Source organism: Avibacterium sp. 20-129 (assembly GCF_026226845.1).
GTDB lineage: Bacteria > Pseudomonadota > Gammaproteobacteria > Enterobacterales > Pasteurellaceae > Avibacterium.
Map to the genome: position 1 here is coordinate 755,842 of NZ_JAKKOE010000001.1, position 25,190 is coordinate 781,031.

The 25,190-nt window shown below is 38.3% G+C and carries 24 protein-coding genes; 2 read left to right on the plus strand and 22 right to left on the minus strand.

What is annotated here, in order from left to right; genetic code table 11:
• Positions 1-191: 191 nt before the first annotated feature.
• On the minus strand, positions 192-1,568 hold the full coding sequence (locus L5B90_RS03495) for a rhodanese-like domain-containing protein (protein ID WP_265762164.1): 1,377 nt from the start codon (positions 1,566-1,568) through the stop codon (positions 192-194).
• 27 nt (positions 1,569-1,595) lie between these two features.
• Positions 1,596-2,612, minus strand: coding sequence for a YeeE/YedE family protein (locus tag L5B90_RS03500; RefSeq protein ID WP_265762165.1), 1,017 nt, complete (start codon positions 2,610-2,612; stop codon positions 1,596-1,598).
• 237 nt (positions 2,613-2,849) lie between these two features.
• On the opposite strand from L5B90_RS03500, the gene purA reads away from it, so the two are divergent.
• Positions 2,850-4,148, plus strand: coding sequence for an adenylosuccinate synthase (purA, locus tag L5B90_RS03505; RefSeq protein ID WP_265762166.1), 1,299 nt, complete (start codon positions 2,850-2,852; stop codon positions 4,146-4,148).
• Between the two features lie 56 nt (positions 4,149-4,204).
• On the opposite strand, the gene L5B90_RS03510 is transcribed toward purA, so the two are convergent.
• The 20 genes from L5B90_RS03510 to kbaZ form a co-directional block, all read right to left on the minus strand.
• A complete protein-coding gene (locus L5B90_RS03510; protein ID WP_265762167.1) occupies positions 4,205-4,936 on the minus strand; it encodes a carbohydrate-binding family 9-like protein in 732 nt (243 codons plus the stop codon).
• Between the two features lie 30 nt (positions 4,937-4,966).
• Positions 4,967-5,470, minus strand: a complete 504-nt coding sequence (locus tag L5B90_RS03515; protein WP_265762168.1) for a YgjV family protein — start codon at positions 5,468-5,470, stop codon at positions 4,967-4,969.
• A 10-nt stretch (positions 5,471-5,480) separates the two neighbouring features.
• Entirely contained in the window at positions 5,481-6,758 is a 1,278-nt protein-coding gene (locus L5B90_RS03520) for a TRAP transporter large permease (RefSeq protein ID WP_268738973.1), read from the minus strand.
• Between the two features lie 48 nt (positions 6,759-6,806).
• Positions 6,807-7,292, minus strand: a complete 486-nt coding sequence (locus tag L5B90_RS03525; RefSeq protein WP_265762169.1) for a TRAP transporter small permease — start codon at positions 7,290-7,292, stop codon at positions 6,807-6,809.
• Positions 7,293-7,343: 51 nt separating this feature from the next.
• Positions 7,344-8,321 carry a TRAP transporter substrate-binding protein gene (locus L5B90_RS03530; protein ID WP_265762170.1) on the minus strand — a complete coding sequence of 326 codons (978 nt, stop codon included), beginning with the start codon at positions 8,319-8,321 and terminating at the stop codon, positions 7,344-7,346.
• A 33-nt stretch (positions 8,322-8,354) separates the two neighbouring features.
• Positions 8,355-9,197, minus strand: a complete 843-nt coding sequence (gene kduI / locus L5B90_RS03535; RefSeq protein ID WP_250364271.1) for a 5-dehydro-4-deoxy-D-glucuronate isomerase — start codon at positions 9,195-9,197, stop codon at positions 8,355-8,357.
• A 167-nt stretch (positions 9,198-9,364) separates the two neighbouring features.
• On the minus strand, positions 9,365-10,315 hold the full coding sequence (locus L5B90_RS03540) for a tagatose 1,6-diphosphate aldolase (RefSeq protein ID WP_265762171.1): 951 nt from the start codon (positions 10,313-10,315) through the stop codon (positions 9,365-9,367).
• Between the two features lie 34 nt (positions 10,316-10,349).
• Positions 10,350-11,510 carry an N-acetylglucosamine-6-phosphate deacetylase gene (nagA, locus tag L5B90_RS03545; RefSeq protein ID WP_250350692.1) on the minus strand — a complete coding sequence of 387 codons (1,161 nt, stop codon included), beginning with the start codon at positions 11,508-11,510 and terminating at the stop codon, positions 10,350-10,352.
• 12 nt (positions 11,511-11,522) lie between these two features.
• On the minus strand, positions 11,523-12,314 hold the full coding sequence (agaR, locus tag L5B90_RS03550) for a transcriptional repressor AgaR (RefSeq protein WP_250350693.1): 792 nt from the start codon (positions 12,312-12,314) through the stop codon (positions 11,523-11,525).
• 144 nt (positions 12,315-12,458) lie between these two features.
• Positions 12,459-13,250, minus strand: coding sequence for a hypothetical protein (locus L5B90_RS03555; protein ID WP_250364269.1), 792 nt, complete (start codon positions 13,248-13,250; stop codon positions 12,459-12,461).
• A gap of 49 nt (positions 13,251-13,299) precedes the next feature.
• Positions 13,300-14,922, minus strand: coding sequence for a sulfatase family protein (locus L5B90_RS03560; protein ID WP_265762172.1), 1,623 nt, complete (start codon positions 14,920-14,922; stop codon positions 13,300-13,302).
• Positions 14,923-14,942: 20 nt separating this feature from the next.
• On the minus strand, positions 14,943-16,139 hold the full coding sequence (locus tag L5B90_RS03565) for an anaerobic sulfatase maturase (protein WP_250350696.1): 1,197 nt from the start codon (positions 16,137-16,139) through the stop codon (positions 14,943-14,945).
• Between the two features lie 204 nt (positions 16,140-16,343).
• Positions 16,344-16,985 carry an RpiB/LacA/LacB family sugar-phosphate isomerase gene (locus L5B90_RS03570; protein ID WP_250364266.1) on the minus strand — a complete coding sequence of 214 codons (642 nt, stop codon included), beginning with the start codon at positions 16,983-16,985 and terminating at the stop codon, positions 16,344-16,346.
• A 32-nt stretch (positions 16,986-17,017) separates the two neighbouring features.
• Positions 17,018-18,064: a glycoside hydrolase family 88/105 protein gene (locus tag L5B90_RS03575; RefSeq protein ID WP_250364265.1), complete on the minus strand. Its 1,047-nt coding sequence runs from the start codon at positions 18,062-18,064 to the stop codon at positions 17,018-17,020.
• A 66-nt stretch (positions 18,065-18,130) separates the two neighbouring features.
• The gene (gene agaF, locus L5B90_RS03580; RefSeq protein WP_250350699.1) at positions 18,131-18,568 is read right to left on the minus strand and encodes a PTS galactosamine/N-acetylgalactosamine transporter subunit IIA; all 438 of its coding nucleotides are present in this window, start codon (positions 18,566-18,568) and stop codon (positions 18,131-18,133) included.
• A gap of 125 nt (positions 18,569-18,693) precedes the next feature.
• Positions 18,694-19,566, minus strand: a complete 873-nt coding sequence (locus L5B90_RS03585) for a PTS system mannose/fructose/sorbose family transporter subunit IID (RefSeq protein WP_250350700.1) — start codon at positions 19,564-19,566, stop codon at positions 18,694-18,696.
• The gene (gene agaW / locus L5B90_RS03590) at positions 19,556-20,326 is read right to left on the minus strand and encodes a PTS N-acetylgalactosamine transporter subunit IIC (RefSeq protein ID WP_250364264.1); all 771 of its coding nucleotides are present in this window, start codon (positions 20,324-20,326) and stop codon (positions 19,556-19,558) included. The genes L5B90_RS03585 and agaW overlap by 11 nt, the downstream gene beginning before the upstream one ends.
• An 18-nt stretch (positions 20,327-20,344) precedes the next feature.
• Positions 20,345-20,833: a PTS N-acetylgalactosamine transporter subunit IIB gene (agaV, locus tag L5B90_RS03595; RefSeq protein WP_250350702.1), complete on the minus strand. Its 489-nt coding sequence runs from the start codon at positions 20,831-20,833 to the stop codon at positions 20,345-20,347.
• A 17-nt stretch (positions 20,834-20,850) separates the two neighbouring features.
• On the minus strand, positions 20,851-22,011 hold the full coding sequence (locus L5B90_RS03600) for an SIS domain-containing protein (protein WP_250364263.1): 1,161 nt from the start codon (positions 22,009-22,011) through the stop codon (positions 20,851-20,853).
• A 15-nt stretch (positions 22,012-22,026) separates the two neighbouring features.
• Positions 22,027-23,310 (minus strand): tagatose-bisphosphate aldolase subunit KbaZ, encoded by a 1,284-nt coding sequence (gene kbaZ / locus L5B90_RS03605; RefSeq protein ID WP_265762173.1) that lies wholly within the window; start codon positions 23,308-23,310, stop codon positions 22,027-22,029.
• Between the two features lie 275 nt (positions 23,311-23,585).
• On the opposite strand from kbaZ, the gene L5B90_RS03610 reads away from it, so the two are divergent.
• On the plus strand, positions 23,586-25,154 hold the full coding sequence (locus L5B90_RS03610) for a sulfatase-like hydrolase/transferase (RefSeq protein ID WP_265762174.1): 1,569 nt from the start codon (positions 23,586-23,588) through the stop codon (positions 25,152-25,154).
• The last annotated feature ends 36 nt before the right edge of the window (positions 25,155-25,190 follow it).

A 25,190-nucleotide genomic window follows, 5' to 3' on the forward strand; every position in this document is an offset into this window, starting at 1 on the left:
AATATAGCTCAATTTAGTGTGTACAGACAGATAGTATGAAAAGACGAGCCACTACGATCATTTTGCGCTCTTCTTCGATTGCTTTTTTACTCTTTTCAGCTTGTTATCTTCTTTTAAACTTAAATAATCACAAAAATCTCTCCCTAATTAACAAAGGCGAATATTAATTCGCCTCTGATATTTGATTTCTCCTAGCTCTTGCAAGAATTGCCTTTTTTCATCACTTTACCAAAATCATTTTTGCTATCAGGTTTATTTTGTTGATGAGATGCGCCCTTTTGTATTGGGTATTGACTATCCATTTGCCACGCATTCCAGCCACCATCATAAATCATCGTATTTGGCCAGCCTGCTAATTGGGTAATAAACCAAGATACGCCTGCCCGCCAACCTGTTCCACAATAAAAGGCTAATTTATCTCCTTTGTGAATACCTTGTGTTTTCCATAATGTAAAGATTTCATTTGGGTTGCGTAAGGTATTATCGGGATCGTAATAATCTGCTAGGTTAGAAGAATCTGTGCCAGCAAAGCCCCAAATTGCTCCCTCTGGTTCCCCTTTTCCGGGAATGTAATCATAACCGCTAATCTTGCCTGTGTATTCGTCCCAAGCACGGTTACTAATTAGCTTTAATCCCTGTTTTTGTGCATTAATAACTTCCTGTGGCATAGCTATATCAATTTGTGGGTTAGCTGGGATTTTTGTGCCAAATTGGCTTTCTGGTTGAGGGATATTGACTTTGGTTTCTGTTGAAAAACCTGCATCCATCCACGTTTCGAGATTGCCGTTTAGCACACGTACATCTTCCACACCTGCCCATTTTAATGCCCAAAAAATGCGGTAAGCAGCGAGCTGGTTATCAGAATATAGAATCACTGTTTTATCTTTTGTTATGCCATTTTTCAGTAAATTCTTCTCGATTATATCAGGTGCGGATAAATTCCAGACAGGATCATTTTCCACCCAATCGGTATTAAAATGATAAGCACCTGAAATATGTTGGGTATAAGATTTAGCATTTTCTAAACTTCCCCAAGAGACTTCAAAAAGCATCACCTTTTCATTCTCTAAGGTTTCTGGCTTTTCTCCGTTAATTGCAGCATTCACCCATTGTGGGGAAACGCTATATTTAAAATTTTCAAAAGATTCAAGCGGATAATTTGCATTGGCGTAATTGATAAAATCATTAAAGCGATAGACATCATAACCTTTAGCTGCAAATTCTGCGGTAATACAATCTAAACTCTCTGGGTCACTATCATAAAATACTAGTTTTTTCTCTTTGGTTATGCCTTTTCCTGTGGCAAAAGAGACAAATTTTTCGGGTTGAATATTTTCAATCCATTCACAGCGAAATTGCACTGCCCCTTTAATATGCCCACCTCGTATGGCATTTTTATCTTTAAATCCGTTATATAAACTATCTTGCCTTGTATCGATAATCACAAAATTTGGATTATCAAGTTGATTGAGTAATGCTGATGTTTCGATCACTTTGATATCACGATCATCACAAGCAGATAATGCCAAGCTCACAGCGACCGCCAATAAGATTGGTTTCATTTTCATAAGATTTCCTTTTTATTGTAGGTTAAATTAAATCCCACATTGTGTAGGTTTTGTGAATAATGAGGCAAGCCAGCTACCCAATAAAATCATTAAAGTTGCAAGCCACCCCTGCCACGAGAAATAAGCCGTAGAAACAAAGGCATTAGTGATCGTACAACCACCAGCAAGGGCGGCGCCTATTCCCATCGCTACACCACCTAAAACACGTTGCATAACACCTTTTGGTTCAGGCATTTGCCATTTAAAATCCCCAGCTAGCCAAGCACTCAGATAACTGCCAATAGGAATACCAAGTACAAATAACATTCCCCAATTAAGATAACGCTGTTGCCCAGTTACAATATACTGCACCACATTAGCAGAAGGCACAGCAATACCAAAACCAAAGTTACGCCCACTCTTAGAACTAAAATACCATGCAATAATACCTAATAAGCCTATTGCTCCCGCGGTAAAAAAGGGAGACCAATAATGTGCAAAAATATTGGGCAAAATCTTTGCTGGTGTCGGAGGTTTCGGAAAATGATAGCGAGGATTTTTATACTGGTAGTAATACAAAAGTGCGGTGATAAAAATCAATAAACTGACCAAACTCCAAGGAGAAAGGTTCAATGTAAGATAGATGTTATCCCATGCGGTAGGATCGGCGGTAAAATGATTAATGATATGCTTTAAAAAACCAGACTGTGTTGCTGCCATTGTTAAAGTAAAACTAATTAAAGCAAGATAACTCCCGACTGCCCCCTCTGCACTACGAAACCATGCCCCACTTGCACAGCAATTTGCCAGTGTCATTCCAACACCAAAACATAGCCCACCTAGTATCGTAGCTAAGACAGGAAGCTGGCTTGTTGGAATATGAATTAAATTAAATTCAGCGAGGGTAAAAATCCCGATCGATTGAATGGATATGGCGATTAAAAGTGCGGTACAAAAACGCAAATTTTTTTGTTGATAGAGAGAGCGAAAACCTGAGACAAAGCAAAATTGCCCACGTTGTAATAGAAAGCCTAATATTAGCCCAATAATGAAACCTGAATACATCGATTAAACCTTAATACGACTTATCAAAAGAGAGTTAAATTAAAGCATAAATAATCACCCATTTCAATTTTCATTGATAAGGCAGGATTTTTCTAATCGCCAAAATGAATAAATTTTAAACCGCACTTTGGATAAAAAATCTATCACAAATCGTTATTTTACGTTGAGATTATGGGCATAAAATAGTAAAGTAGCTCACTGTTTTTCATTCATTACAACTCAGCTAAGGCGGATTTTATGGGAAAAAGTGTCGTTATCTTAGGCGCTCAATGGGGCGATGAAGGTAAGGGTAAAATCGTTGATCTATTAACAGATCGCGTAAAATATGTTGTTCGTTATCAAGGCGGACATAATGCAGGGCATACCCTTATTATCAATGGCGAAAAAACAGTATTGCGTCTTATTCCATCAGGTATTTTACGTGATAATGTAACTTGTTTAATTGGTAATGGTGTGGTGCTTGCTCCTAATGCATTAATGCAAGAAATGGGGGAACTTGAAGGACGTGGCATTAATGTTCGTGAACGTTTACTTATTTCTGAAGCTTGCCCATTAATCCTACCTTATCACGTAGCAATGGATAAAGCACGTGAAGCCGCATTAGGTAAAAAAGCGATCGGCACAACAGGACGTGGTATTGGTCCTGCCTATGAAGATAAAGTCGCTCGCCGTGGTTTACGTGTGGGTGATTTATTTGACCTAGAAAATTTTGCTGAAAAACTTAAAGCAATCTTAGATTATTATAATTTCCAATTAGTGCATTATTACAAAGCAGAGCCTGTTGATTATCAAAAAACATTAGATGATGTGATTGCTGTTGCACCGATTATTACAGGTATGGTGGCTGATGTTACGGCCATTCTTGATGTGGCGCGCAAAAATGGTGATAACATTCTTTTTGAAGGTGCGCAAGGTACAATGCTTGATATTGACCAAGGTACCTATCCTTATGTAACCAGTTCAAATACCACCGCTGGCGGTGTTTCCACAGGTTCGGGCTTTGGGCCTCGCCATATTGACTATGTTTTAGGCATTATTAAAGCCTACTGTACGCGTGTTGGAGGTGGGCCATTTGCAACAGAATTATTTGATGAAGTTGGCGCTGAAATTGCACGTAAAGGTAATGAATTTGGTGCGGTAACAGGTCGTCCACGTCGTTGTGGTTGGTTTGATGCAGTAGCAATGCGTCGAGCGATCCAAGTAAACTCTATTTCCGGTTTCTGTATGACAAAACTGGATGTATTAGATGGCTTTGATGAAATCAAAATCTGTGTCGGTTACAAAATGCCAAATGGGGAAATTGCTGAATTTGCGCCACTGGCGGCAAAAGATTGGGAAGGCGTTGAACCTATTTATGAAACATTACCCGGCTGGAAAGAAAGCACCTTTGGCGTGACAGACGTGAATAAACTGCCTGAAAATACACGTAACTACATCAAACGTATTGAAGAAGTCACTGGTGTGCCTGTAGATATTCTTTCAACTGGGCCAGATCGTGTCGAAACAATGATTCTTCGTGACCCATTTGCTGAATAAAATCAAATGCACAATAAAAACGCCGTTTTCCAACGGCGTTTTTTTATAAATATCTATTATTTTTTAGGTTCTAACACAAATTCACCAAAAGAAGAATTAATGTGGAAATTTGGTTTCTCTGTTTTTGGATCAACCCAAGTAATCCAATTTGCTTGTTCTTTGCCTTTCCCTTTAATAATAGAAAATTCTGCACGATAAGCACCTGCGCGAATTTTATTACCTTGAATTAAATGATGTTCTTTTAATTCACTTAACGCAATTTTACCTTCTAGGGTATAACCTTTTTCAGTACGAACCCCAACGGTTTGTAAGGTTTTAGGATCCCATTCTGCATTAATGTTTTTTTCGACATCACGCAGCATAGATAAGCTACGACCTTTGTAGTCCATTTCTAATGCGACATATTTTGGATATTTACCGTCAGCTTGGGGTTTATCAATTTCACCGGGGGCCATAAATAATTCTACGCGATCTTCACGGGCAACCATCCATTCGTGATCAGTGCTGTCATAAACCACCACATTTGGATCTTCAACATCAAATGAAAAATAGAAATTTTCATCATCGTGAAACGCTTTGAACTCCGTTTTTGGCATTTCCGCTTGTTCCCAAGGATTCACAAAATCAGTAACGCCTTTTACTTTACCCCATACCGCATCATCCAATTTCCCATCTAACACGGGAGCTTGCGATTCAAATGCGACATTATAGGTTTTGGCTGGGCCTTCTGCTGCAACATTCATTGAAAATGCCGCGGTACAAAGGGTCGCAAGTAATAATTTTTTCATAACAATTTCCTCCTATAGTAAATAAAACATTTATCTCTGTTTTTGTCGCATTAAGCGAAAAATAGTAATTGTATTCACCACTATTACTGTACTTTCCAGCAAAATCCCTCCTAAAGATCCCACTAAAAGATTATTAATCAACCAACAAGAAGAACCTATTAGCATAAATAATCGCATTGGAATCCCTTGTAATAAAAACAAAGCAATTGTTCCAGCTGTCGAGGCGATGATAGGAAAAATTTGCCAAATAGAATCGGCAATAATGTAGCCAAATACAATACCAACAATAACAAAAAGGAAAGCAACATATTTTGACTTAACATAAATAGATGCGGCAGTTCTTAATGTTGAAAGTAACGAACTCAATGCTGCAACATTAGCACCCATCAGAATAAAATGACTCATATAGGTGATATTTTGAATTAACATCACAATCTTAAGCTTTCTATCATTTTTCTGATAAAAGCAAATCACACCGAGTATAAAAGCTAAGATGCCAAGTAATTGGGGAATATTCGTTATTTCTTTAAACATACTCACCTATTTATTTTACTAATCCCATTAACTCAGGTAATCCCATGGAAATAGATGGAATATATGTTACTAGCATTAATGTTAAAAAAATGGCTAGGAAAAATGGCAATAACCATTTTATAACCTGTTCAATTTCAATCTCTCCTACTTTACACCCTGTAAATAAAATTGGTCCAACAGGTGGGGTGATTGTTCCTAATGAAAGATTAAAGACCAATAAAATACCAAATTGGATTGGACTCATTCCTAGTGAAATACAAATTGGTAGAAAAATCGGGGTAAAAATTAACACTGCCGGCGTTGGATCCATAAAAGTGCCGACCAATAACAAAATTAAATTAATAATCAGTAAAATAAGGATCGGATTATCAGTAACCGAAAGCAATCCTGATGCAATCATATTTGGAATATGTGTAAAAGCCATTACCCAAGACATAATAGATGATGTTGCCAGCATAAAAATAACGATTGCGGACATTTTTGCTGTTTGTAAGAAAATTTGCGGTAAGGCTTTAAAGGAAAATGTTCGATAAAATACGCTTAAAATCATCGCATAAACTACTGCAATAGCTGATGCTTCTGTAGCCGTAAAAATTCCTGCTAAAATCCCACCAATAACAATCAAGACTAAAGATAAACTAGGGATAGCTGCCAATATCACTTTTAAACCTTCTTCAGTACTTATTTTTTCCGTTGTGATATATCCTTTTTTCTTAGCAAGAACACCAGCAATAAGCATTACGCTTAATCCCCATAAAATTCCTGGTATGTAGCCTGCCATAAATAAAGCTGAAACAGAAACACTTCCTGCAACTGTCGCATACACAATGATGGTGTTACTTGGCGGAATTAACATCCCTGTTGGCGCTGAAGCAATATTTACTGCGGCACTATAACGGGGATCATATCCTTCTTTTTTCTCAATGGGGGTCATAATCCCTCCTACCGCTGCAGCAGAGGCAACCCCTGAACCACTAATAGAACCGAATAACATATTCGAAATAATATTCGTCTGGGCAAGCGAACCAGGTAAGGCTCTACTAAATAATTTTGCAAAATTAATCAAACGAATAGCAATACCCCCACTATTCATAATATTTCCTGCAAGAATAAAAAAAGGAATAGCTAATAATGCAAAAGAATCTAGACCGACAAAAATACGTTGTGCTGAAGTTACTACTCCACCTTGAAATGGAAGAATGACTAGCATTGCTGCAACAGAAGAGATCCCAACACTAATACTAATTGGTGTACCAATAATAAGAAAAAAAACTGTGCCAATAAACATAACTAATGCGGCAGTTGTTGCAAGTTCCACAATATTACTCCTTTTATCTTACTCTTTACCCGACTGATAAAAACTTAAAATATTACACAGTGAATAAAAAACAATAATAGCGCCACTAATAGGAATTGCTGAATAAATAAATCCCATCGGAATCTGTAATGCCGAATCAAGCTGGAACATTTGTCTAACGCTAGCACTATAACCACCGATAATCATTACACCAATAGCAAAACAAGAAAGAGCAATCTCTGCAATCACATTAGCTAAACGCTTTAATGAAGAAGGTAATTTATTCTTAAGAAAATTAATTTCCATATGCTCCCGTTTTCCAAAAACATAAGCACTGGCGAATAAAATCAGCCAAACAAAGAAATAACGAGAAAGAATTTCACTAACTGCACTAGGACTGTTAAATATATAACGAGAAATAACTTGATAAGTAATTAGAATGGTCATTGCTCCAACAATAAAAATACATACCCATTCGATCAATTTGTCTAAAAATCGCTTAACAACAAATAAACAATGCAACATTTTTAGCTCCTAATAAAACAGGATAGGTATTACCTACCTATCCTGATATCATTATTTTAACGCCACAATTTTCTCAAAAATAACTTTTTGTTCTGGGGTTTGCACTAATTCATCTTGTAAAGGTTTACAACTTTGTTGATATGCTGTGGTATCAACTTCGACAAACGTTGCACCATTTTCTTTAGCAATTGCTTCAGCAGATTTAATTTTTTCATTCCAAAGCTTAAATTCAACTTTAGTGCTTTCTTTCGCTAACTTTTTCAATACAGCTTGATCTTCTGACGACATAGATGACAAGAAAAATTCACTCACAACAAGTAAATCAGCTACACGTAGATGCTGAGTACGGGCAAAAAATGGTGCAACTTCATATTGTTTAAGATCGGCATACGTAATCTCGTTATTTTCTGCCCCATCTAAGACACCTTGCTGAATCGCCGTATAAACTTCCCCCTGATTCATAGGAACGCCTGTTCCTCCCATACATGCAAGCATTTTTATCATTGTATCTGATTGTAATACACGGATTTTCTTACCTTTTAAACCTGCTTGATCTGTAATAGCAGCACCTTTGGTATACAGACTTCTTGCGCCTGCTGTATATGCTGTTAATACTTCAAAACCAAATTTTTTAGTTGATGCGAAAAGGTCATCCAAAATGCCCGAAGTAAAAACTTTCTCTTGGTGATCTGTATTTGCATAAACATAAGGAATCCCCAAAACAGCAAATGTTTTGTCATAATTTTCAACCAGTGGGTTAGCTACTACCGCCATCTGAATTGCCCCATTTTGAACCAACTCTAAAGATGCCCTCTGATCACCTAATAATTCATTTGGAAAAATAGTTACTTTATAACGCCCATCAGTGGCTTTAGATAGCTCCTCACCAAATAGCTGCAATGCTTGATATTGCGGATGTTTTTCTGACTGATTAAATGCCACCTTTACTTCTGTTGCAGCAACACTATTAGTCGAAAATACAGCACTAATCGTGCTTGCTAACAACAACATTTTTTTTGATAATTTCATGAATGTTCTCCTATTTTTTATATAAAAAGTCGATCATCGTAGATCATCCATTGCGACAAAATCCATATCATCAAAAGTTTGGTTTTCTCCTGCCATTCCCCATACAAAATTATAATTTCGTGTACCGCAACCAGAATGAATTGACCAACTAGGTGAAATAACTAATTGTTTATCACGCACAACAAGATGACGAGTTTCTGTTGGCTCACCTAAAAAATGGAATACCACTTCATTAGGAGCAATATTGAAATATAAATAAGCTTCCATACGGCGTTCGTGGGTATGTGCAGGCATTGTATTCCATACACTACCTACTTCTAATTCAGTCATTCCCATACATAGCTGACAGGTATCTAAAACATCAGGGTGTAAATATTGATTGATTACCCGAGCATTACTGTTTTCTAAGCTGCCTAGTTTCACTTTTCTAGCATCGGCATAAGGAATTAATTTGTTGGGGAAAATATGATGGGCTGGTACACTTAATCCATATAGAACAGCAGGATTTTTCTCATCAAGAGAAGTAAATTGAATATTTTCAGTTTCCTTACCTAAATACAGCGCATCAAAATGTTCTAGGGTATAACTATCTCGTTGAGTTTCGATTAGGGCGGTGCCACCTAGGTTAATAATCCCTAACTCACGGCGTTGCAAAAAGAAATCAGTTCCAAAAGATTTTTTATCAATCACTTGATCTAAAAATAATTTCTCTACACCATTTGGCATTATCCCTAAAGCAACTAAACGATCGATGTGACTATATACCACATTAATCTTATTGGATTGGAATAAATTTTCGCAGAGAAAAGTATTTCTCAATCTTTCAGAATCATAATGTTTAGCATCTTCTGGATGCATATTATGCAAAACTTTCATTCTATTTCTCCTGTTTAAACAGAATTCGAATCAAATCTAAACTAGAATGACGTTTCAGTCTATGAGCAAGTTTTGATTTTGTGATCTTGATCTAAAATTTTCAAAACAACGTTTTAAATAAAAAGCGGTCTAAAATAGACCGCTTTTCTGTTCATTACACGATAAGATTAAATGTCTAACGGCTGAGCTGTTTCTTTTAATACGCTATTCAATGCTTCAATATTGGCTTTACCTTCAGTAAGTAGCCATTGTTTTGCTGCTTCTGCACCTTGGGCTTTAAAAATTTCAGCAGCCCCTGCCCAAGTGGCACGTCCGCATAATACGCCATTGAAATCACAGCCAGCCGCTTTAGCAAAACGTAAGGTATCTAGGAATAGCTGTGCGCTCACGCCTGCACTGAGGAAAATAAATGGAAGAGAAGTTGCCTCACTTTGTTCTTTGAAGTAGGCTTTTGCTTGCTCTTGGCTATATACAGCTTCTTGTTCTGCAAAACCTTCAACAAATTTCATATCCACTGGCACTTCCACTTTTAACACATCAACGCCAAAACGGGGTTCGGAAAAGCGTTTCATTGCTTCGATCACTTTGCGTGGTTTAACTTTCGCATATTCTTTTGGATCAGAAATAGTTGCGTCATAGCTTACAAGTTCAAGGAAAAATGGCATTTCTTCTGCTTTACATTCTGAGGCAACGCGTTCAACAAAGGCTTCTTTGCGGTCATTAACCTCTTTTCCTTCATCAATATCAATGTAAAGTAATAATTTAATACCATCTGCGCCTTGTGCTTTTAAGCGTTGCACGGATACATCATCAATTAAATCAGGATAACGACCCGGTTGTGTTTTGTCATAACCTGTTTTTTCGTATGCCATTAATAATCCGGCATTTTCTGCGCGTTTTTGTGCGGCATTCCAACCCACCTCAGGATCTAATAAAATAGATGACGCATAAGGGGTTAAATACTCTGAAACCAAAACTTTAAATTCTGCTAATTGGGCATTTGTGGCATCTTCACCAAGCATACGGCGTAATGCGCCACGTTGGTCAATTGCCAATGCGGCAATTAAATTGTCTTGGCTACATAATTTTTTTAAACGTTCAGTTCTTAAATTTGACATTATTTTCTCTCCATCTTTGTAACTATAAAAAATATTAAATTTTTTCACCGCACTGATATACTGGCTTACCTTGAATATAAGTGGCTTGCACTTGTAATGCTTTGTTTAATAAGGTGAAATTGGCTTCTTTACCTACTGCGATATCGCCAATGCGATCTGCTACGCCTAAATAAGTGGCGGGAATGGTGGTAACCATTTGAATGGCTTCCCATACTGGTACATTGGCTTTAAACACCATATTGCGCAACGCTTGATCTAAGCTGCAAGTGCTACCTGCAAGCGAGCCATCAAAGGTTCTTGCTTGCCCATTTTGTACACGTACCGTTTGTACGCCTAAGGTATATTCACCATCAGGTAAACCGCCTGCACGCATACAGTCTGTAATCAACACCATTCGGCGATAAGTTTTTAATTTATACGCTAAACTCAATACCGCTGGGTGAACGTGAATGCCGTCTGCAATAATTTCTGCCAGCATATCATGATATAACACGGCGCCCGTACACCCCGGTTCACGGTGATGTAACGCACTCATTCCGTTGAATAAATGTACGCCACAATCCGCGCCTAAATAATAGGCTTTGGTAACCTGTTCAAAGGTGGCGTTAGTGTGTGCCACAGATACTTTTACGCCATTTTCCACTAGCCATTTAATTGCTGGCTCGGCATTTTCTATTTCAGGTGCGATGGCTACGCGTAATAAAGTGCGGTCGGAAATTTGCAATAATTCTTCAAGTTGAGGAATGGTTGGGGGCATTAAATATTCTGTTGGGTGTGAACCACGATGACGTTCCGTGAAATAAGGGCCTTCCATAAAACTGCCCAACAATTCTGCACCAGATTGATGACCTTGTTGAATGTAATCTTTCATTCGTTGCATTGATGAAAGAATAGTTTGCCAAGGGGCTGAAACTGTCGTCCCTACCCACGCGGTAACGCCTGTTTGTGGTAAAGCTTGGGCAATCGTTTGAAGTGCGGTGTTATTTTCATCCATCACATCTGCCCCTGCGCGTCCGTGAATATGCACATCAATAAATCCCGCTGAAAGATAGCTGTCTGGATAATAATGCACATCGCAATCTGTGGGCTTGTCTTCTTGGATACGTTCAATTTTACCTTGATTTATCACCACATAGTTATTCAGTAATTCGCCTGATGCGGTCATTACTTTTTCGGCTTTAATCGCATAACGCATTCGTTTTTCCTCTTAATCGACAATAATCACTTCAATATTGTTTTCTTGAAGTGCGGTTAAATATTCAGAAGAAATTCCAGAATCCGTAATTAACACATCAATATCCGCAAATTTTCGGATAATGTGGCAACTTTTTTTATCAAATTTACTGGAATCGGTAACGGCAATGACTTGGCTGGAAATATCACACATAATACGATTTAAATTCGCTTCTTGTTCATTATGTGTGGTGATGCCCGCTTGAATATCAAACCCATCCACACCAAGAAAGACCTTGCTAAAACAATAATTTGCTAAACTTGCATCGGCTTGTGGCCCTGAAAAAGACATTGCATTTTTACGCAATTTTCCACCAGTCATTAAAATTTCAACATTTTCAGCATCTGCTAATTCAGAAGCAATATCTAGCCCGTTTGTCATTACAAGCACATTTTTGATCGCTGATTTTTTCAATGCGGTGGCAATTTCTCGGGTTGTGGTGCCTGAATCTAAAATAATAATGTCATTGTCATTAATAAACTTTAATGCCGCCTCTGCAATCTTATTTTTCGCGCCTAAATTTCGATGCCTTTTTTCCGAATTACTCAGCTCGGAAATCATTCCTTTATTCGGTATCGCGCCCCCATGAGAACGAACAATGTAGCCATTTTTTTCTAAAAAATTGAGATCTTGGCGAATAGTAACGGTAGAAACAGAAAAGGTTTCAGCCAAATCTTCTACACGGGCAGAAGAATTTTTATTGACTATTGCAACGATCTCCATACGTCTTTCTATTGCACTTTTCATCTGTTTATCTTCGTTCATTGAAATATCTGGTGTAAAAATTATAGAGTAAAATAAAGATAAATGAAACAAAACGAAATAAAAATTTAGGGTAAAAGATTAATTTTAATCCGTAAAATATTTATTTACACTTTCGATTTCTTCCTTTTATCTTCATTTTATTGTTCACGCATTTTGCCCCAACACTTCAATTTGAGTTAAGGCAGTAAATGGCGAAGGATCAACGCCTTTTACAAAATTTGTCAAAATGAGGTGATCACAATAACGTTTATCAAAATGAAATACCTGCGGTTGTCCTGTTCTGGCTAATGTCAATATTTCCTCTGAGCCATCAGAAAATCGAACACTTATATTCTGCCACCACGCATCATGGGGGAAATCTGCGCGGAGTATTAAAATCAGGCAATCCACTTCCACGTTTCGACCAAATTCAATGTTTAATTCTGCATTAGGATCTTGTGCATTACTCCAAGAAGTAAAAGGATACGAGCCGTGGGCATTGCTATCAAAAATGCCGTCAATCACGTTATAAGGGGCAAAACGAATATTACTTGGTTTGATATTACTACTAATGCGTGGGTACATTCCGCTCTGGTGCGGTTGGAAATACGGATTAAAGGCAAGGTTTGTATATTGTTGTATCTCATACTCTCTTGCAACGCGTATCCATAAAAAGTGAATGCCTCCTTGAAAGGCTTTGTCACTATTAAATAACCGTCTGTTATCACCAAAAGGAATGTGATACTCAATCCGTGGTTCAGTTAAATAGATAAGGCTACTTTCTAAACTGTCCTCCAAGCGACACTTTAAATAGCAAGGTGTGGTATCTGTTTCAATGCAGATACGATCGCCTTCTTGATATTCTCCCTTATAAGTAAACATTAAAAAATCAAAAGCACTTTTACAAAATTTAATGTTATTCTCTTTATCGATAATACTTAGTGTGAGTTTTACCATTATTCCTCCTAAAAAAATCAGCCACGCTCGCGGTGGCTGATAAATAACATTATTTTACTTCTGCTGATGCTTCAATCGCTTGAAACTCTTCAGGATTCCATACCATTGGTTTAGGTTGTTTGCTAATCCAATGATGAAATGCTGTTTGTAGCTCTTTTACTTTTTCTGGATACTGGCTCGCTACATCCTTGCTTTCAGCAGGATCCACCTTGTCGTGATACAAATGTAATTGATTGCTACCATCATTATAGAAATACAAGGCCCAATCTTTATCACGGATAGCCCACGAACTTTTTGATAATTTTTCTAAGTGTGGATTCTTCGGTGCTTGGTTGGTGTTGTAGGTAATATATTTCCAATAGTCTGCCCAGAATTGCTGATTCTCTTCACTATAATGTTTGGCTCCGGGGCCTGCCCAATAGAGATATTGATGAGGTGAGACCGTTTCTTTACCTGATAAGATCGGTAAAATATCTTTCCCATCTAATTTTAACGAATCAGGCAACGAAATTTTTGCCGCTTTAAGTGCGGTTGGTAAAATATCTATTGCCGAAATAAGCTGATCATTTTGGCTATTGGCTGGAATATGATTCGGCCACGATACGATGAATGGAACACGTAATCCGCCATTATAGAGCTGCCCTTTGAATCCTCTATCCATACCATTTAAAGGCATTGGCGCTTCGTGTACGGAACCGTTATCAGAAAGGAAGAAGATCAAGGTATTCTCTAATTTTCCTTCTGCTTTTAATTTATCTATAATTTTGCCAATCCCTTCATCTGCTGCATTAATGGCAGCAAAATATTTATCTGCTTCAACATTCCCTGTATTAAAACGATCCATATATTTTGCTGGTGAAGCTTCTTCTAAAGGAATATGTGGCACACTATAAGCTAAATTTAAAAAGAAAGGTTTATCCCCGACTTTATCAATAAATTGTAGCGCTTCGTTGGTTAAGTTGTGTGTTAAATATCCCGGCGAGGCAACAGGCTTGTCATTACGCCATAATGCAGGAGAATGCCACAACGCCGCCCCTGAAACGAAATAACTATAAGAGTAATCAAAGCCACGATCTGTTGGGAAATAGCCTTTTTCTGGGACTGAGGAAAAATTATCGTGATAATCCCGTGTTTTGAGATCTTCTGGCTGTGTGATTCTGCCAATTTTACGATCTCGGTTTATTTTTGCATTATGGTATTTACCAATATTCGCTGTGGCATAACCATTTTCTTGGAATAATGCGGGTAATAATTTCACATCAAGTGGAATGCCATTAAAGGAATCATCATTGCTGTAAATACCAAAAGAGGCAGGGTAACGTCCAGTAAAAATGCCTGCTCGAGAAGGCCCACATACAGGATGTGCCACAAACGCATTTGTCATTTTTACACCTGATTCGGCTAATTTAGACACGTTTGGCATCGCTTTTTGTGCCGCCTCAATCATTTTATTAATATCGCCTTGATAGCGTGCTGCCACTGGACGCTGATTTAATGACTCTGCGTCTAAACTATCTATCGCAAAATCTAACTGCCCTGAACCTAAGTCATCCATAACGATAACTAAAACATTTGGCCTGGTTGGTTCAGCCGCTTGTGCCTCAAAAGAAAATTGACTGACACCTGCCACCATAGCAGATAACAAACAAGTACTAAGCAATGAACGTTTCATTACGCCCTCCTCAAAAAATGCTAGTTGATCATTTTCATAATCTCTGCCGCTAACCCACCTTGTTGAATAATATCACGCATTCGGTGCATTAAAGGTGCCGTTTGACGGAAGAAAAGTTGATAAGATGGACACAAATAGTTGTGCTTAAATTTCTCACCTTTTAAATTGACAATACGATGTTTCGGGCAACCGCCATGACAAATCATTCGTACATCACATTTCTCGCATGCTTTGGTTAAGGTTTCTTTTTTCGCCTGCCCGAACTTTTGTTGCTTTGGCGAACGTGCAATCTCTGATAATGGCTGATGGTGGATATTACCAATCCTATAATCAGGATAGACATAGTGATCGCACGAATAAACATCGCCATTTGCTTCCAGAACTAATGCGGAACCGCAAGTTTCAGTTTGGATACAACTCGTTGAAGGATAACCTAGCCACTGTCCTAATAAATTATCAAATTCACGGACAAAAATTTGCCCAACATCTTCTCTTACCCACACAGAAAACACATCAAGCAAAAAGCGTCCATAACCATCAGGCGGAACGGAAAATCCTGTCATTCTATAATTTTTACCCGGATTATAATCGCTACGTTGTAAAGAATAATTGGCGACTTCAACAATAGGAATAAACTGCATAAAGGTTGAACCGAGCGCTTTTAATGCTTGGTATGTTTCACGTCCTTTATGCCAATTTTTATCGTTGATAACCGTTAAGGTATTAAATTCCACTTCATACTCTTTCAAGAGATCAATGGCTTTTTTTACTCGCTCAAAGGTCGGTTGTCCATTTACGGAAATACGATAGCGATCGTGAACATCACTTAATCCATCTACAGAGATACCAATCAAAAAATTGTTTTGTTTAAAGAATTCTGCCCATTGTCGATTTAATGCAATCCCATTTGTCTGAAAACTATTTGTAATGGTTTTCCCATTGGCAAATTCTTGCTGAAAATCCACCGCTCTTTTAAAAAAATCCAAACCTAATAAAGTGGGTTCACCACCTTGCCAAGCAAAATCAACCTGATCGCCCGCGTGGGATTGAATATAATTTCGGGTGTAATCTCTCAATGTATCTTCTGACATCAAGCGGACATTATGCGTTAGAACCTGCTCTTTCTCTAAATAAAAGCAATATTCACATTTGATATTACAATGAAAGCTACTCGGCTTTGCCATCATATGAAAATAAGCGGGTGGGGACTGACGCATAAACACCTCCTAATGCGAAATTATCGTCATTTAATTTTAAAATAATCGCAGTTACACCTCTCTATATCAATCTATATTACTGATATGATCTTTGGCTCGTTACTTTGTATTATTTTAAATATTAATGGCTATAGTCAGAACAACGAAATTCGTTAAATAAAAAAATTAATAGAGGGGGAATTCCTTTCCCCCTTTTTTATCGGATTAGCTATTTAAAACTTCCGTAACATAAGCACGAATTTCATCATCTTGGCAGTTATCAAAGAAACATTGTTGGAAACGTTCTCCGCTTACTGCTGTTTTGACTAATTCAGGATCAATGGCTCGTAAAGTATCTAAGTAATTCTCTTTTGCCACAGCCGCTTTGACTTGATTTAAAATCCCTGCATTACGCACTTGTGGTTCGCGGCGCTCCACAGGGTAACCTTGACCGCGTTCACCTTCAAATGCTTTTTCAAACATATAGCGAACATTGAGTTCAGCGCCCCAACCAAATCCTTTAGCAAAAGCTAATGAAAGTGCATTCCCATTATTAATTTGTGAGAATAAGAACGCATCTGCTGGTTCAAGGCAGTAACCACATACTACCCCCGGATGAAGGTTTAATGACATTAATGCACCTTGACCCGTACCACAACCTGCAACAACAAAATCCACTGCTTTAGAATTTAATAAAATACTCGCCATAATACCCAAGTGGATATAAGTAAGATGATGATCTTGTTCACTATTCATCCCTACGTTATAAACACTGTGTCCTTTTGGCTCAACCACATTTTTAAGTTCATTTAAGATAATTGGGTTTTTTGCCGCTTGGCTATTTTCCATCATTAATGCAATTTTCATTTTTCTTTCCTTTATATTAAAAAAATTTATGCTTATTTCGCTTGTAATTGATACATTTCGGCTCCGGCTAATAAAAATGCGCCTACGCCATAATCAATATTATCTTCCGCTTTCACTTCACGAGGGTTAAAGGCCGGTAATTGAATCCACCCTAATTTCCCGTCATTATCGACCACGCTGACTAAACCAGCCCACGCTTTTTCTACCACTGGAAGATAAGTCGCACGATCTAATACGCCTGAATTAATTCCCCAAGCCAGTGCATAGCAGAAAAGTGCCGTTGCACTACTTTCTTTCGCTGGGAATGTTTGTGGATCAAGTAAACTTGCTCGCCAGAAACCATCTTCGTGTTGGAATGGCAATACAATTTCCGCTAATTGACGATAAAGATCAAGATAGCGTTCACGCTCAGGGAAATCTTCTGGCATATCACGGAGTAATCGAGGAATAGCAGCTATCACCCAGCCTACACCTCTTCCCCAAAAGACTTTCTCACCATTTTCTTCACGTAATTCACCCCCTTTTCCATCTGGAATATAGCGATAATCACGATAGAACAATCCTGTTTCTTTATCTTGTAGATGATCAACCGAATCCCACCAAGCTTGGTTAGCATAATCACGATATTTGCTTTCCCCTGTTAAGGTAGAAAGGGTAAAAAACACTTGTGGAGCCATAAAGAGTGAATCACACCACCACCAATCTTCACGTCCCGGTTTTGGATTCGCCAACATATCTTCCACAAAGTTAATGGTAGGTTCTAAGGCTTCAGGTTGGTTAAATAATGGATACACATCAAGGTAAGGTTGTGCGCATACTAAATCATCTGCAAAACGTGCATGTGGTCCAGTACGGAAACCGGTATGCAAAGTGTAATTTAGCACACCATCTAAGAAAACTTGTTCGCCCGTTACTTTCCACGCATTAGACACACTCGCCCAAAATACAGCTCTATCCCAATCTGTATCTTTAATAAAACGGATACGTCCTGTACGGCGTACCACGGTACGGGTTTGATTTGCCGCTTGCCATTGATACACTTTCTTCATTACCGCAAGGGTTTGTTGTTGAGCGGTCATATTATTTCCCCTTATATTTTCTTTTTTACGCTATTGTTTTCTAAATTGAATTTATTTAGCGCTAATTTATAGCCCATCTTCTTCGCTATCATTATCTTGCGAAAGATTATTGATATCTTCACGTAAATCTTTTATTTGGCTAAATTCGCCTCTTGCCAAACATTCGGTTAATTCTTTCAGTGAAAACTCTTCACGTTCTAATGCAGCATTCACAATCATTGATAAATTTGTTCCTGCAATCACTTCGACATTTTGATCATTTAATAAGATATTGATCGCGCGATTACAAGGTGAGCCACCATAAAGATCAACAAGGAACAATACGCCATCACCAGAATCCACGCGCGCTTTTGCAGATAAAAGTTGAGCCTCTAAATCATCTGTTGTCATTGACTCCAAAAAATCGACAAATTCTAATTGCGGTTGTTGCCCAACTATCGCCTCTACGGCAGAACGCATACCTGAGGCAAAATTGATATGACCTGATACTACGATACCTAACATAAACTGTCCTTACTTCTTGTCTTTTATCATCATCTGGTTTTGCAACATTTCAAAACCTAAACGACTATATTATTCTAGAAAGAAAATGAGGTTTCCCTCATTTTCCTTAATTTATCATTAATGGATTAAATAATGCCTATTAAATGTCCGATTACCCCGAAGGCAAGTGTACTGAAAATCAATACGGGTGGTTTTGCCCAGAAGCCTGTTCCTTTCACTAATTTGAACATTAGGAAGACCAGTGCAAGCGGTAATAGATTTGGCATAATTTTATCGAAAAGTGCGGTCTGTAATTCCACCACTTTTCCCCCCATCTCAATACTTGCGGTGGTTTTAAATCGTATAAAGGTGGCACACAATGCCCCGATAACGAAAATCCCCATAATATTTGCCGCTTTAGCTAAACGTTCCGTAGAATCGCTCATACTCACCATTGCGGCTGTACCCGCTTTATATCCCATAAACATTAAGCTGAAATATACAAAGAAGTGCATAATTTGATATAGGATAAAGAAGACAAATGGACCTGCAATTGAACCTTCCATTGCAATAGATGAACCTAGTGCAAGGGTTAATGGCATAATCGTCATATGGTCAATACCATCACCAATCCCACCTGTTGGTCCCATACCTGCTACTTTCATTACGTTAATCGTAGAAGGTTTTTCTTTATTTTCTTCCATTGCAATCGCTGTACCGAGCAAGAAAGTGAATAACTTAGGACTTGCATTGAAAAATTGAAGATGGTTTTTCAATGATTTAGCTAAATCGTATTTGTTATTGCCGTGGATTTTTTTCAATGCTGGAATGATTGAATACGCCCAACCACCTGCTTGCATACGTTCAAAGTTGAAGTTTCCTTCCATGAACAAACCACGAATTGCACATTTCCACAGATCACCTTTTGTGATCACTTTACGAACAGTCGTATCTTGATACGCATCAATATCATCAACAAGGCTTTCTGCTACTTGGTTGTTTACATTTTTAGATTCCATCTTCGAACTCCTGTGCTTGAGATTGGTTATTGTTATTGCCATTACCTGAGAAGTAGAAATAAAGTACTGCGATTGATCCACCGATAATTGCCACCGCCATAATTGGTAGTTTTAAGTAAGTTGTGGCAACGAAACCGATGAAAAATACGCCTGCCACTTGTTTTGACCACATAATTTTCAATAACATAGCAAAACCGATAGCGGGTACTAAACGTGCGCCTAAACCTAATCCTTCCAAAATTTCTTTTGGTGAATTATTGTTGATCCAATCTGCTGCGTGTTCACCGAAGTAAACGGTAATAAATGCAACAATTGCATAGAGTAAAGAACGTAATGAAATTGTTGAAATTAGTAAGAAATCAATCCCTTTTGTATTTGCTTGCTCTGCATATTCATCAGCTTTACCCATAGTAAATGAAGTGACTGCAAAGAAACCAATCACTAACATTTGCATAAGCACGGCAATTGGCATACCCACCCCCATTGCCACTTCGGCACTTTGTCCTGTCATTACCGCAAAGGCAACCGCCGCAATCGTCCCCATTGTTACATCAGGTGGCTGCGCACCTGCATTAGGCACTAAACCTAACCAAGCTAACTCTAATGTTGCCCCTGTAATAAGACCTAGTTGCAAATCTCCCATAATCAAGCCAACAACAGGGCCTGTAATTAATGGACGGTGAATATTAAGTGCGACATCGTATTTATCAATACCGCAAAAGAACGCCCAAACGGCGACTAATAATGCTTCAGTTAACATAAATGCTCCTTACAAATATTAAAGATACTGTTTAATATCAATTTCTTGAGCATCTGGCGTATTTTGGATGGTGCAAGTTACTCCTGCATTCACCATACGACGGAAAGCATCAAGATCTTTTTCATCAACAGAAACGGTTTTAGTAATTTGGTTTTTGCCTTCGTGATAGTGCATATTCCCAATATTACAGTGTTTGATTGGCACCCCACCTTCCACTAAACGAGCAACATCTGTTGGGTTGTTGCATAAAATGAAAATTTTCTGTTGCGGTGAGGCTTTATGAATCACATCAATGGTTTTTTGAATTGTGAAAAAACGTACTGCATATTCACCACCTGCTGAAGCTTTCATTCCTGCTTGCATAAAAGGGGCATTTGGACCTTCTGCGGCTTCATCATTCGCGACTAAAATTAAATTTGCTTCAGAATGCTTACCCCACGTAATCTTAATTTGACCGTGTAATAAACGTTCATCAATTCGCGTCCATACAATATTCGGTGTTGACATAAAACTCTCCTTAATAATTATGAATGAAATGGGTGAATGATAACGCCTTGAACCACACGGTTTACTTCACCTGTTGGGCAAGGATTATCTGTGGTAATACCACGGCTAAACGAACTATAAAATGAATTAATTTGTGCAAAGACAATGTACGGGAACAATAGTGCATAATCTGGTGCATCAGCAAAGCCTGCGATATTCACCACATCACGTCCTTCTACGCCCGATTGTGCGGTTAAACACACAATACGTGTTGCAATACCATCTCTGCATAATTCATTATATAAATCAATATCATACAAACGTGTATAAGGTTGATTTGAAAGGAATTGAACCACTGTTGTTTTATTATTAACAATAGATTTTGGTCCGTGACGGAACCCAAGGGAAGAATCATAAGTGGCAACAATACGTCCCGCAGTTAATTCTAAAATTTTTAGTGCTGATTCTTGTGCTAATCCTTGTAATCCACCACTACCGAGGTAAATAATGCGATCAATATCCACTGTGGCTAACTGACGAGCAACTTCAACATACTGTGGAATTAATTTTGCTGTTGCATCTGTAATGAAACCTAATTGATCCGTAACTGAGCCTTTTGGTAATAAAAACACGGATAAGGCAGAAAGCATCATTGAGCTAAAACTAGATGTCATTGCAAATCCACCATCATTGGTTTGAGGTGGCATTAACAATGCTAAAGTGCGGTCATTTTTTTGCGCATTTTGATATAACGCCCCTTGCTCGTTACAAGTAATAAATAAATGATAGCAATTCGTTAAACATTGATTTGCCAACTCCACTGCTGCCACACTTTCAGGACTATTTCCAGAACGAGCAAATGAAATAAGTAATGTTGGCACATCTTGAGCGAAATATTGGTAAGGGTTAGAAACAATATCCGTTGTCGCAATGGATTCAACACGTTTATCCGTCATTGTAAGTACAAAAGGTTGCAAAGAATGCCCGACAAAAGCCGATGTTCCAGCGCCGGTAAAAATAATGCGTCCATTTGCTGCATTTATTACGGGGGCAATAAAATCGAGAATTTCTTGACGGCGCTGATCCAACATTTGCAAACTTTCTTTCCACGCTTGCGGCTGCTGTTCGATCTCTTTTGCTGTCATAATGGCTTTCCCTGCCACTAAATCATTCTCCAAGATACCTAAATAAGTTGTCATATTTCTATCCTTTCCTTAATGATTAAAAAAACTGGCTTTGGCATATTGTCTAACCACAGCACGCACTTTATCTAGCACAAGATCTTTTGCTTTAGGCAATATTTTTCCTTCACGTACAGCCAAATATTGTTCTGGTAAGTACTGGCTAAGTAATGGAAGTGGAATATCCATTTGAGCAAAATTGGTAAATAATTTATCCACTGCCTTAGCAATATCAGGATTCGTCCAGTAATAACGAATACGATCACTAAAGCTAAAACTTCTTGCAAAACACTGTTCTAATTCGCTGCCGTGATAATATTTTTTCCAGTTTTCAGGGTGCGCGAGCATTTGTGCTTCTAATACAGTACGTAAATTTGAACATTGTGCGGCTGGGAATAAGTATTCTTCCATTGCACACAGTGCATATAAACCTTCACGTAAAGCAAAGGTGAGCGCTGGCCCTACTTTCAAAATGGCAAAATGATTTTTAACTAACGCCTTATAAGCTTCTTCTGTTTGATAATCGGTGGAGTGCGCTTCAAACACAAGATTTTCATAATCATTCACCACTTGGCTTAATGCTTGTGCTTTCTCAGGAACAAAATCAATCACTTTAGTATGGTCAAATTCCACCCCCGGTTGTACCACTAAGCCAACAACACGTGGCCAAATATGATCTAAGCCAACGCGAGAAAAGGCTTCTTGATGTGTATTAATGGTCGCTTTTGCAGCTTGTGGCGAAGTCACCTCTAATTCTGCAATTTCTTCTGCTTCCCCACCCGGTACAGGAACTTCTGTTCCAACAATATAAACGATACGATTTGCTAATCCTTGTTTCTCTGCGGTTTGTTCTGCTATTACAGCTAAACGCGCAGCACGCTCTGCGACAATGTCATCTGAAAGAGGAATAGGATCACCTTGACAAGACATACTGCAATCTAAGTGGATTTTTTCAAACCCCGCAGCAACATAAGCTTCAATTAATTTTTCTGCATTTGCCATAGCCTCCTCTGCCGGCAATCCTTGCCAGCGGTTAGGTCCTAAATGATCGCCACCTAAAATTAATTGCACTCTTGGAAAACCCACTTGATCTGCCAATTGTTCAACGAAATGACGAAAATCTGCTGGTGTCATTCCTGTATAACCACCAAATTGATCCACTTGGTTGGATGTTGCCTCTATCAACAAAGGGGTATTATCTTCTTTGGCTTGTAATAAAGCGGCTTCTAAAACAAGCGGGTGAGCAGAGCAAACAGAATAAATTCCGACAACTTCACCTGCTTTATGTCTTTTAATAAGGTTGAGCAATATACTCATTTTTGTTTACTTCCTTTTAGGTGGGTCAAATTTCGTTTAATAAAGATGAAAGAAATCACGCTTTCGTATTACTTTAACTGAATTATAATGAAAGCAATCAAAACATAAAAACACCAAAATCGAAATCTGTGATCTAATTCACAAAATAAAATAATTTTTCTAAAACGACGTTTTAAAATATGGAGATTACCATTTTTTTATGAAAAAATAACCGCACTTTGTTTCATTAAGACGTAGCGCAAAGTGCAACTTAATCAAAGATAAGGAGTAATCAGATGAGTATTTCACGTCGTAATTTTATTAAAGGTGTTGCGACAACGGGTGCGGTAGCTGCGCTGTCAAGCACTGCGGTGAATGCAGTCGCCAATAATAATGCTAAAGAGTCGGCAAAAAAATCTAACAATCCCCCACTTAACCTATTAATCGTGTTTCCTGATGAAATGCGTGCAATGGCACAAGGATTCAAAAAGCAAGATCCTGCAATCACACCACATTTAGATGCCTTTGCTCAAACAGCAAAAGTGATGGATCAAATGGTTTCTAACTATCCATTATGCTCTCCATTCCGTGGTATGTTTATGACCGGTAAATACCCACAACATAGTGGCGTAACAGGGAATACGCACGACTATGGTGGTAAAGTCGGTATTGAGTTATCACCTTATGCAAAATGTTGGTCTGATGTATTAAAAGAGGAAGGCTATTCATTAGGTTACATCGGTAAATGGCATTTAGATGTGCCACAAGAGCCGTACATTAAAAGCTACAACAACCCAATGGAAGGGCGCTACTGGAACGACTGGACACCACCAGATCGCCGCCACGGTTTTGATTTCTGGTATTCTTATGGTACTTATGATCTCCATTTAAAACCAATGTACTGGGGAAATGACACACCACGTGAATATCCTCAATATGTAGATCAATGGGGGCCAGAACACGAAGCGGATATGGCGATTAAATACCTTCGTAATGAAGAAAATAAATATCGTGATCCAAACAAACCATTTGCATTAGTGGTTTCAATGAACCCGCCACATTCTCCTTATGATCAAGTCCCACAAAAATATTTGGATATGTACCCACAAAGCTCTAAAGAACTCAACAGCCGTCCAAATGTCGATTGGGATAAAAAATATCAAGAAGGCTATGGCCCTCAATATTTCAAAGAATATCTTGCAATGGTTTCAGGCGTCGATGAACAATTCGGCCGTATCCTTGCTGAATTAGACAAACAAGGTTTAGCGGATAATACATTAGTGGTCTTCTTCTCTGATCACGGTTGCTGTATGGGATCTCACGGTAAACCAACCAAAAATAATATCTATGAAGAATCTATGCGTGTGCCAATGATGTTCCGCTTACCGGGTAAAATCCCTGCGGGTGTCAATGAGAGCTTAATGTCTGCGCCAGATATTTATCCAACGATCTTAGATTTACTTGGTTTGAAAGGCAGTATCCCTGATAGTGTAGAAGGCGTTAGCCTTGCTGAACAGGTATTACACGATAAAGGGGAAAGCCCGACTTCTCAACTTTATCTCTTTGTCCCTTATGGTCAGCCATCATTTGGTCGTCGTGGCGTGCGGACCAAAACGCACACCTTAGAAATTGACCGTCAAGATGGTGAACCACTTAAATACACACTCTTTGACAATGTGTCTGATCCATACCAAATGAAGAATATTGCGGAAAGCAATCCTGAATTGGTACAAAAATTAATCAAAGAAGAATTAATCCCGTGGTTAGAAAAAACGGGCGATTCTTGGCGTCCCGTTGAGTTTATTACTGGCCCAACGAAAAAAATGAAAAAGCAACTTGAAAGCTGTGCTACACCAAAAGCTTAATCGTTGCTAATTGCTCTCACTGAAGCTATTTGTGTC